The sequence below is a fragment of the Oleiphilus sp. HI0061 genome (genome assembly GCF_001635675.1).
This window is the reverse complement of sequence record NZ_LWFE01001119.1, coordinates 1-8,017: the sequence shown is the minus strand read 5'-3', so window position 1 is coordinate 8,017 and position 8,017 is coordinate 1. Positions and strand designations below refer to the sequence as shown.

Here is an 8,017-nt window from a genome sequence, read left to right as displayed (position 1 = left end):
TCTAAGTCCTCATAACACGCAGGCATAAAGCGTGGCGTACACACAGCTAAAAACACCAAGTCACCCTCCCCGTCGTTATATATCTTCTGCCTAATGCCTTGCGGGATCAGTACTACATCCCCAGCGCTAACCTGCTGTTCCAGATCTCCAACATAAACCTTGCCTGAACCCTGCTGAATCACATAGCGCTCACTGACTTCTGTTAAGGCATGCCAGCGCGTTGTTTTACCCGGTTCAACTCTAGCTCGCGCAATCGAAAGTGCGGGATCATCGTCAGTATTTAACATCTCCAAGATATAGCAGCCCTCGTGAAAGTAATACTCTTCCCTTTCTGGCGTTCTATAGATACTCAAATTATTCCTCCATTCACCTTCATCTGTGTTATCAACAGGCTTTTCTTGTTAGTATTCGCGCCATATTTGTTCCCTTATTGAATACTGTAAAGAGACGCCAAAATGTCGTATATCATAGGCCAACGCTGGGTCAGCCAGACCGAACCCAAATTAGGATTAGGAATCATCAGCGAGTTTGAAAACCGCCGAGTGACGATCACATTTCCGGCAGCCGGGGAAACTCGCACCTACGCCAGCGTCAACGCGCCTATCAGCCGTGTAGTGTATAAGGCTGGCGACACGATCACCAGCCATGAAGATATCGATTACCTGGTTCTCGACCTCGACCAAAGCGCAGACATTATTACTTACATTGTTGAAAATAAAGAAAGCTCTCAACACGAAGAACTGAGTGAAGTTGAACTTAACTGTTTTATCCAATTTACCTCACCACTTCAGCGCCTGGTTAGCGGCCACTATGACCGAAATAGAGCCTTCCGACTTCGCTATGAAACGCTGCAGCACAAGCACCGCTTACAGCAGTCGTCAACGGATGGGCTGCTTGGTTCACGCACAAGCTTACTTCCTCATCAAGTATATATCGCTGATACTGTCGCGAAGCGCCATGCCCCGAGAGTATTGCTAGCCGATGAAGTAGGACTAGGTAAAACCATTGAAGCAGGCATGATTCTCCACGCCCAGTTGCACAATGGTTTAGCCAAAAGAGCTTTGATCGTCGTTCCTTCTACACTGGTGCATCAATGGCTGATCGAAATGCTACGCCGCTTCAATCTCAGCTTTTCTATCTTTGATCGTGAGCGTTTTGATAGTTTGACCGAAGAAGGTATCGAAAAGCCCTTTGAGACCGAGCAGCTAGTTCTCTGCCATCAGGACTTCCTGATTAATGAAGATATAAAAACCGCAGCCTTAGCGGCCGACTGGGATTTACTGATTGTCGATGAAGCGCATCACTTACATTGGAGCGAATCAGAAAGCAGCATCGAATACCAGTGCATTGAAGCCTTGGCAGCTAGAAGCCGCGGCGTACTATTGCTTACGGCTACGCCTGAGCAAGCCGGTATCGAGAGCCACTTCGCCCGTTTGCGCTTGCTCGACCCTGACCGTTTTCACTCCTTAGAAAAATTTATTGAGCAAGAACAAAACTATCAGGAAATCTCTGATTTGGTCGGAGAGCTTCAAGGTCTTGAAGACGGCTCGTCACTGCCAATTAAAGCCCTTTCCCTACTCGGTGATGATGCACAAAATATCGATATTCCGGAAGCAATACAAAGGCTACTTGATCAGCATGGCACCGGTAGAATACTGTTCCGCAATACTCGCCAAGGTGTTGAAGGCTTCCCGGATAGAATCCTACAGCCTCACCCACTCGATGCAGCTGTTGGTGATGATCAATTTGAAGATGAAGCCGGCATTAAACAGAATCCGAAAGTCACTTGGCTAACCCAGTTCCTGAAAGATAACAGAGATGAGAAAGTCCTGATCATCTGCGCCAGTGCTGAAACGGCTTTAGCGCTGGAGTCCTATCTTCGACTACGAGAAGGCCTGCGAACAGCAGCCTTCTACGAAGGTTTAAGTATTATTGAACGTGATAGAGCCGCTGCCTACTTTGCTGATAAAGAGGAAGGTGCACAAGCCTTAATCTGTTCAGAAATTGGCAGCGAAGGCCGAAACTTCCAGTTTTCACACGACTTAGTGTTATTCGACTTACCAGAGAACCCTGACCTACTCGAACAACGTATCGGCCGCTTAGACCGAATCGGGCAAACACATGACGTCAATATTCATGTGCCCTTCATTCCTGGCAGCCGCCAAGAGGGTTTATTCAACTGGTATGACCAGGCTCTGGATGCCTTCACTCACAGCTGTGCGGCAGGCTTTGCAATTTATGAACAGTTTGCCGTCGAACTGGAAAGTTACTTAAGCGAAGGTGACTTTCAATCTGATCAGGCCTTGTCTTTTATCAAACAAGCCCGTGAGCATCGCGATGCGGCTATGGCAGCTCTTCAAACGGGTCGTGACCCCCTACTTGAGCTTAACTCCTGCAATCCTGAAGAAGCCGAGAAAATCATTGCCTTGATCGAATCTGAGGAAGCAAGCCAGGACCTGTCCTCTTACATGGAAAAGCAGTTCAACCTTTACGGTGTTGAACAAGAGTACCAGTCAGACCAGACTCTGATCATTCGCCCTGGAGAGCACATGCTGGAGCAGCACTTTCCCGGCTTAAACGATGAAGGCAACACCTTAACCTTCCACCGTTTGAAAGCGCTTGTCCGGGAAGATGTCGAGTTTGTCTCATGGGAACACCCGATGGTGACCGATCTAATCGAGCAAACCTTAACAGGAGAGCTTGGTAATGCAGCCTTGGCAACCATGTCGGTAAAAGGTGTTGAACCTGGTACTTTATTTTTGGAAGCCATATTCGCGCTGAACAGCATGGCACCAAAGTCTCTGCAGCTTGACAAATTTTTGCCGGTATCGCCTCAGCGGATCGTTGTTAATATTACCGGCCGCGACCTTAGCGAAGTTTTACCCTACGAGCAGCTTAATGAGCTCTGCAAAGGGCTTAAGCGATCGATGGCGCATGCCGTATTGAAAGAGATCCGTAACGATATTGGTACACTACTTGAGCATGCTCAAAAAACTGCCGAAGCTTCGGTTCCTTCATTGATCAGCCAAGCTAGCGAAGACATGAACAGGGAGCTAGGTAATGAAATTCAGCGCCTGATTAGCCTCCAGGAAAAGAACCCTTTAATTCGCGACGAAGAAATCGACGCTCTGCGTCACAGACAAAGTGCTTGTCAGGAATATATTGAAAAAACAGGGCTAGAAGTTCAAGCCATGCGAGTTATTATCAACACATGATCGAAAAGCAGCACCTGGTAAAAATAGCCAATACACAAATGCCCTTCGGGAAGTACGGTGGCCGTCGTTTAATCGATCTACCTGAAGAATATTTACTCTGGTTCAGAAAAAAAGGCTTTCCGAGCGGCGAGCTAGGTACACTGCTTGAACTGACGCTTGAGATTAAAATTGAGGGCTTGGATAAAGTTATACATCCCCTTAAACGATAGTGCAGTACGTTAGGCGCTGTAGAGCTAAAAAATGGCCTCATGTAGGCAGAGGGTTCCACCCCTCGCTAGTCGATGCCTCGCGCTAAACCTCAGCGAGCCATGGAAGGCTCTGCCTACAGATTTAGCCGGGATGTTTAACTCGATACAGAGTAAGACCCTTATTTTTTACAATAACGCCTAATATTACACCGTTCAATTTGCAGACAACTTTTCTATTTCTAAACTAGACTCATACTAACGTGCACCTTCACTTGGGTAGAGTTCAGTAATGGAAAAGACCAGCGAGCTAATTTGGCAAGACACTCAGCACCAAGAGCTTTTCAGGCTGATTGATGCCTTGAAGGCCCCTAATTCCGGCCAAGAAATCTTTACCCGGCTGTCCAGCTACGCCGACCACCACTTCTGTCTCGAAGAAGCCTACATGCTCCAACTTAACTACCCCAAAACCGAAGCCCATATTAAAGCGCACAATCAATTTCGTGATGAACTGGATGACATGGTAAACAGTATGGGTAAGTTTGACGCTCTGGTTCGTGAATCTATTTCAATATTTCTGCGAGAGTGGTTACAAAGACATGTATTCGGCATCGACAAGGACTTTGAAGCGTTTGTACTGAAGTCGAAGGTAAAATAACAAAACAGGATACCAATGAAAAACATCACTCACCCAGCCTCGCCCGTTATCCTTGAACAAAAGCCTCCTAACCTCTCTAAGGTGAATTTTGATCAAGCTCTCATTGAATCAAAAAGCCAATACACAAAAGCACTTAAAAGCTGCCAGGAGCGCCTTCTCCAAATCCAACAAGCCTATTATCGACAAGGCAAACGAGCAATTATCGTGTTTGAAGGTTGGGACGCCTCAGGTAAAGGTGGGGTAATTAGGCGAATTAGCGAAAAGCTCGACCCCCGCGGTTTTAGGGTCTATCCGATATCAGCGCCTCACCCCGATGAGCAAGGCCGACACTACCTGTATCGCTTTCAAACCCGTCTTCCCAAGCCAGGCACCTTAGCCATTTTTGACCGTTCTTATTACGGCCGGGTGCTTGTCGAGCGAGTAGAAGGCTTTGCACCTGAAACAGCTTGGCAGAGAGCTTATCAAGAAATAAATGAATTTGAGCGAATGTTGACTGATGACGGCGTGCACCTGATCAAGTTCTTTTTACATATCACGCCCGAAGAACAACTTAAGCGTTTTGAACTACGTTTAAACACACCAGAAAAGCAATGGAAGCTAACAGAAGAAGACATCCGAAATAGGCTAAAATGGGACGATTACACACACGCAAGCAACGATATGTTCCGTTTCACTAGTACCGAAGCATCACCCTGGAACGTAGTACCCGCTAATCATAAGTGGAGCATGCGAGTTGCTGTCATGCAGAAGCTGAATGATCAGCTTGTGAAAGGTGTTGATATCACACCACCCGCTCTCGACCCAAAGCTGGTCAAAGCTGCCAAGAAGCATTTGGGTCTAGAAATTTAGGCAGGAGTGATTTACTTCTGCTTCGCTTCAAAAGCTTCGAGCTGCTGAGGCGTTGCCTTCAATTGATGCTTCTCTTTCCATTCAGAATAAGGCATACCATAAACGGCTTTACGCGCCTGATCATAGTCAATTTCAACACTTTGCTCTTCGCCAGCGGCCATGTACCATTTTGCTAAGCAGTTACGACAGAAGTCAGCCAGAATCATTAGGTCGATATTTTGCACTTCTTTGTGGTCGTCAAAGTGTTTTAGCAGTCGACGAAAAGCGGCCGCTTCGATCTCGGTACGTTGTTGATCGCTCATATTTTCAAATGCGGTATTTACAGACATATTATCCCTTAATATTGTTTAATTAGTGCGCCAAGGCTATCGGTTTTTTTGTAGATAGTATCAGAAGCACGCTTATTTTTTCTGAAATGTGCGCCACAAATACTGGGCTCACTGAGACTTTACTTCAGACTCTAAGTAGTCGAGCAAAAATTCTTGCTCTAGAGGTTTGGAAAAGTAATAACCCTGCAGTTTTTCCACGCCTAACTCAACGAGTTTACGACACTGAGCCTCAGTTTCCACCCCCTCAGCCACAACATCAAACTTGAGCAAGCGCGCGGCATGCGTAACAGCTGTCACAATAGCAAAACCACTCGTATCCAACTTCGTGATAAATGATCGATCAATTTTTACCGTATTTACCGCTAAATCCTGCATAGCGGATAATGAAGAGTATCCTGTTCCAAAGTCATCAATCGAAACTTTGATACCACGTGACTGTATAGCCGAAATGGTCTCCATCATCTTTTCAGTATCTTTGGCAAATACTGATTCTGTAATTTCCAAGTAGATGAGCGAAGGGTCAATACCACTTTCTTGTACAGCTTCATCAACTATGCTCAAGAAGTCAGAATCCTCTAATTGAATCACTGAAACATTAATACAAACTGAAACCCGCCTCAGACTTTGCCACGCAAGCGCAACTTTACACGACTCTTTAAGAACCCATACGCCTATTCGATGTATTGAACCGTACTGTTCAGCAATTTTGATGAACTCATCAGGAGGGATGTTCTTACCTTCAAAATCCCATCTCAATAAAGCTTCAAATGCGATGTTCTTACTATTATTTGTTGATACGATCGGTTGAAAAACAAGACGCATCTGATCCTTATCAATCGCATCATTTAATCCTTTTTTCAGTTCAAGCTCATATTGGTGTTTAGCTTCCATTTCTGGTGTGAACACACAAACTTTTGAGGGTTTTGTTTTTTTCTGGTGATACATTGCCGTATCAGCAAACTGAATCAACCTGCTTTCAGAGCGCTCATGCTCGGGATATAAGCTAATCCCAACCGTCGCGCTAACCGGCAATATCCCCTCATTTGATTGATGTTCATGAGATAAAATTTCAATTATCTCGTAGGCCTGTGAGATGGCTTTTTCACTACTACAATCTTCAATGGCAATCAGGAACTCATCACCGCCCCAACGGCATAACAAACTTTCATTGGCAACTTTTTCACGAAGCCGTCGAGCACTTTCTTCTAAAATTTGATCCCCTACCTTATGCCCATAGGTATCGTTTACTTTCTTAAAACCGTCAAGGTCTATAAATAATAAACTCAGGGTGCTCCTTTTCTCATCACTTGCCTGCAAACTCGCTTTAAGGTTCTTCAGAAAAGAGTTCCTATTGTGCAAATGGGTTAGTGAGTCTAAATTAGAAAGCTCATAAATTTTCTGCGTTCTCTGCTCTACTTTTTGTTCCATACGATTTACTAACAAGGCATTTTCATTCTTTAAAGCAATCGCATCTCGAGCAAAGTTTGCTGACTTAGCTGAAATGATGAGCATCACGAGACTATAGCTAAGCCCTAACACACCAATATTCTGATCGGTCGCGTCGTTACTGAGTAAGAACACCACCGACACAGGACACAACAAGGCAAAGGTATAAAACATGGACGTAAGTTTATGAGCAGCCAACACAATAGCCGACCCACCGGCCATCCCTGAAATCACAATTATAATCGTTACCTTCTCAACCAAGGGACTATAACTCACAGCATAAGCGGCATAACTAGACCACATTAAGGCCGTTAGATTGACCCCATAAATAAAGCGTCTGACTGACCTTTTGCCGTCGTAGTGAGTCTTCGATAAATGCTTCTTCCAGGATACCCAGTCAATCAGCCTAACAAGCAGTAAACTCATCATCCCTAACCACCAGGTAATTTTAAACTCTTGCAGAACAGGATTATCGTAAAAATAAACTAAAAAGCTGGAAGCAATAATCGATATTAATATGCCAGAAAAGGCATTCCCATAAAGAAGCTCAGCAGCATCACGTTGATCATCATATGAAAGTAAGTCTTGAGTACTGCGCTGCACATGTCACCTAAACTAAGTTATTTCAAGATTGATAAGAATTCTTAAGCGCCCGGACTACACAAAATTATGGCGCACGTAGACTACCATGCTGTAGGCGCACAAAATTGCTCATTTCGTGAACAATTGCAACAAATTCGCTCATCACACAAAAGCCATCATATCGAGCTTGCCTTTCGGAATTTATAATGCGGTAATTGTAGTACATGATTCCCATATACCTAAAATAAGACCTTCAACTAAAAGGATTTAGTGATGTCGATAAAAGACTGGCCCGAGGATGAGCGGCCTAGAGAAAAACTCCTCAAATTTGGTTCACAAAGTCTGAGCGATGCCGAGTTACTTGCCATATTTTTACGCGTCGGCACGCGCGGGCAAAGCGCTATTGAACTGGCGCGCGCCTTAATCCAGCACTTTGGCTCGTTACGACAGCTAATTGGTGCAAGCCAAAAGCAGTTCTGCGCTCATCCCGGCATGGGCCCAGCCAAGTACACTCAATTACAAGCTACGCTGGAAATGAGCAAGCGATGCTTTCATCATGAAATTCAGGAAAGCGATGCGCTTACCAGCCCTGAAGCAACTCGCAACTTCTTACGCAGTGCGATTATCCACAAGAAGCAAGAAGTATTCGGCTGCCTGTTTTTAAACAACCAGCACCAAGTATTGAAGTTCGAAGAACTTTTTCAGGGAACAATAGATTCTGCCTCGGTTTACCCACGCGAGGTCGTCGGCAAA

8 protein-coding genes are annotated in these 8,017 nt (G+C 45.1%); 5 read left to right on the top strand and 3 right to left on the bottom strand.

Annotation, left to right across the window (positions count from 1 at the left end):
* On the bottom strand, positions 1-353 hold a 353-nt coding region (locus tag A3735_RS16595), incomplete at its 3' end, for a cupin domain-containing protein (protein ID WP_068638307.1).
* Positions 354-455: 102 nt separating this feature from the next.
* On the opposite strand from A3735_RS16595, the gene rapA reads away from it, so the two are divergent.
* From rapA to A3735_RS16575, 4 genes are all read left to right on the top strand, one after another.
* On the top strand, positions 456-3,215 hold the full coding sequence (gene rapA / locus A3735_RS16590; protein WP_068509282.1) for an RNA polymerase-associated protein RapA: 2,760 nt from the start codon (positions 456-458) through the stop codon (positions 3,213-3,215).
* Positions 3,212-3,424: a DUF3820 family protein gene (locus A3735_RS16585; RefSeq protein ID WP_068509284.1), complete on the top strand. Its 213-nt coding sequence runs from the start codon at positions 3,212-3,214 to the stop codon at positions 3,422-3,424. The genes rapA and A3735_RS16585 overlap by 4 nt, the downstream gene beginning before the upstream one ends.
* Before the next feature lie 268 nt (positions 3,425-3,692).
* Positions 3,693-4,058, top strand: a complete 366-nt coding sequence (locus tag A3735_RS16580) for a hemerythrin family protein (RefSeq protein WP_068509286.1) — start codon at positions 3,693-3,695, stop codon at positions 4,056-4,058.
* 15 nt (positions 4,059-4,073) lie between these two features.
* Complete coding sequence (locus A3735_RS16575; RefSeq protein WP_068509287.1) at positions 4,074-4,907, top strand: polyphosphate kinase 2 family protein; 834 nt, start codon at positions 4,074-4,076, stop codon at positions 4,905-4,907.
* An 11-nt stretch (positions 4,908-4,918) separates the two neighbouring features.
* Here A3735_RS16575 and A3735_RS16570 read toward each other — a convergent pair whose 3' ends face one another.
* Together A3735_RS16570 and A3735_RS16565 are read right to left on the bottom strand one after the other, a co-directional pair.
* Positions 4,919-5,236: a DUF1244 domain-containing protein gene (locus A3735_RS16570; protein ID WP_231872145.1), complete on the bottom strand. Its 318-nt coding sequence runs from the start codon at positions 5,234-5,236 to the stop codon at positions 4,919-4,921.
* Positions 5,237-5,344: 108 nt separating this feature from the next.
* Positions 5,345-7,285 carry a bifunctional diguanylate cyclase/phosphodiesterase gene (locus tag A3735_RS16565; RefSeq protein ID WP_068638305.1) on the bottom strand — a complete coding sequence of 647 codons (1,941 nt, stop codon included), beginning with the start codon at positions 7,283-7,285 and terminating at the stop codon, positions 5,345-5,347.
* 252 nt (positions 7,286-7,537) lie between these two features.
* Between A3735_RS16565 and A3735_RS16560 the strand changes: the two genes are divergently transcribed.
* Positions 7,538-8,017, top strand: a 480-nt coding sequence (locus tag A3735_RS16560; protein WP_068638303.1) for a JAB domain-containing protein, incomplete at its 3' end; no start/stop codon positions are given.

Excerpts from the sequence above, each read along its gene's own strand:
- A3735_RS16585 (WP_068509284.1), top strand. The coding sequence starts at position 3,212 with ATGATCGAAAAGCAGCACCTGGTAAAAATAGCCAATACACAAATGCCC.
- A3735_RS16580 (WP_068509286.1), top strand. The coding sequence starts at position 3,693 with ATGGAAAAGACCAGCGAGCTAATTTGGCAAGACACTCAGCACCAAGAG.
- rapA (WP_068509282.1), top strand. The coding sequence starts at position 456 with ATGTCGTATATCATAGGCCAACGCTGGGTCAGCCAGACCGAACCCAAA.
- A3735_RS16570 (WP_231872145.1), bottom strand. The coding sequence starts at position 5,236 with ATGTCTGTAAATACCGCATTTGAAAATATGAGCGATCAACAACGTACC.
- A3735_RS16575 (WP_068509287.1), top strand. The coding sequence starts at position 4,074 with ATGAAAAACATCACTCACCCAGCCTCGCCCGTTATCCTTGAACAAAAG.